This window comes from Streptomyces sp. NPDC057474 (assembly GCF_042802555.1).
Taxonomy (GTDB): domain Bacteria; phylum Actinomycetota; class Actinomycetes; order Streptomycetales; family Streptomycetaceae; genus Streptomyces.
In genome coordinates this window covers 1-1,814 of the sequence record NZ_JBHVDX010000482.1, presented here as the reverse complement: position 1 = coordinate 1,814, position 1,814 = coordinate 1, and the positions used below count along the sequence as shown (strand labels likewise).

2 protein-coding genes are annotated in these 1,814 nt (G+C 65.9%); one reads left to right on the top strand and one right to left on the bottom strand.

Annotation, left to right across the window (positions count from 1 at the left end):
- Positions 1-270: 270 nt before the first annotated feature.
- Positions 271-1,104, top strand: coding sequence for a PIG-L family deacetylase (locus tag ACFU53_RS47900; protein WP_384006942.1), 834 nt, complete (start codon positions 271-273; stop codon positions 1,102-1,104).
- Positions 1,105-1,396: 292 nt separating this feature from the next.
- Here the strand turns inward: ACFU53_RS47900 and ACFU53_RS47895 are convergent, their stop codons facing one another.
- Positions 1,397-1,687 (bottom strand): transposase, encoded by a 291-nt coding sequence (locus ACFU53_RS47895; RefSeq protein WP_384006945.1) that lies wholly within the window; start codon positions 1,685-1,687, stop codon positions 1,397-1,399.
- Between the last annotated feature and the right edge of the window lie 127 nt (positions 1,688-1,814).

The following is a 1,814-nucleotide window of genomic DNA, read 5'->3' as shown; positions in this document are numbered from 1 at the left end:
TGATCTCGGCGCGCCCGCCGTAGTTGACGCAGATAGTGAGTGTCAGTGCGGTTGCGGGTGCGGTGTTCTTCGCGCCTGAGAGCATGGACGAGGTCCTCGGGCAGTTTGTCGGGACGGCCCGACCAGCGCTGGCGCACGTCCGGTCACGAAGGGGGCCCTCGTCGGGTTCGCGCTGGACTGCCTCCAGAATCATGGTGAAGTTCGAGAGGCGACCGCTCATACACCCGCCGCGGACTCGAACCGAGGCCTTTTCACACAGGAGAATGTTTCATGAATGACTCGCCCTTGACGCTCATGGCGGTACACGCCCACCCCGACGATGAGGCCACTGGAACAGGAGGTGTCCTCGCGCGGTACACGGCGGAGGGCATGCGCACGGTCCTCGTGACGTGCACCGACGGCGGTTGCGGTGACGGACCGGGAGGTGTCAAGCCGGGCGATCCCGGGCACGATCCGGCGGCCGTCGCCCTGATGCGCCGCAAAGAACTCGAGGCAAGCTGCGAAGTCCTGAAGGTCAGTCATCTGGAGATGCTGGACTACGCCGACTCCGGAATGATGGGCTGGCCGACCAATGACGCCCCCGGCTCCTTCTGGCAGACACCCGTGGAAGAGGGCGCTGCCCGACTCGCGGAACTCTTGCGGCGCTACCAGCCCGATGTGGTCGTCACCTACGACGAGAACGGCTTCTATGGCCACCCCGACCACATCCAGGCCAACCGCATCACCACGGCGGCGCTGGCGATGACCGCGCTGACACCGAAGGTGTACTGGACGACGGCACCCCGCTCGATGATGCAGCGGTTCGGGGAGGTCATGCGCGAGTTCGGGGCGGACGGGCAGGAGCCGGATCCCGCAGAGGCCGCCGCGATGGCCGAGATCGGACTCCCCGACGAAGAGATCACCACCTGGGTGGACACCACCGCCTTCGGCAGCCAGAAGTTCGATGCGCTGGCCGCGCACGCCAGCCAGGGCGAGAACATCTTCTTCCTCAGGATGGGCCAGGAGAGGTTCACCGAGTTGATGGGCGTCGAGACCTTCGTACGCGTCCAGGACACCACCGGCGCGGCCGTGCCCGAAAGCGACCTCTTCGCCGGACTGCGCTGATCCGCCCGCCCACCGGGGGTCACAGGACTCATGGTCCGTACCGCCCGACCGGGCGCGCCCGCACACCCGAAGGCTCGCTCACACGGATTCCACTCCGGCGGCCCTCGATCAGCAAGGTGGCCCTGTTCGGTCACGTAACGGTTACGAGGACGCCAGCCCCCGAAACTGCCATGTCCTGCCAAACCGCTTGAGGAAGCCCTTCCGCTACCGGCCGGGTCCTTCATTCGAAGACCTTGAAGCCTGGAGTGACTCGGAACCCCGGAGTCGAGCCGCGCAACATCCAGCGCAACCTCTACCACAACACCATGGCGCAAGAGATCTGGCGGCAGATGTTGCGCTTGAGGCATCGCTGCGCGTCGCGGGGGCTCTTGCCCTCGCTGACGCGGGGCGCGCGAGCGACATACATCCTCGAGACAGGATCCAACCGCAACCCGACCAGGGTGACTGTGTGCATCACTCGGTTCAGTCGGCGGTCACCGCCCCGGTCAACCCGGTGCTTGCCGGTCAGGCCGGAGAAAGCCGGGATCGGGGCCACACCGGCGAAGGACACGAAGACGGCCTCGGAACAAAACCGGCCCGGGATAAGGTCTGTACGCTCACCGGTGTACCTGTCTCTGTCCCTCCCCTCGTAGCGTAGAGACCGTGACTGCAGGGGAAGTTGGGAGTCATGGCGGAGAAGCGACGGAAGTTCGAGCCGGAGTTCCGTGAGG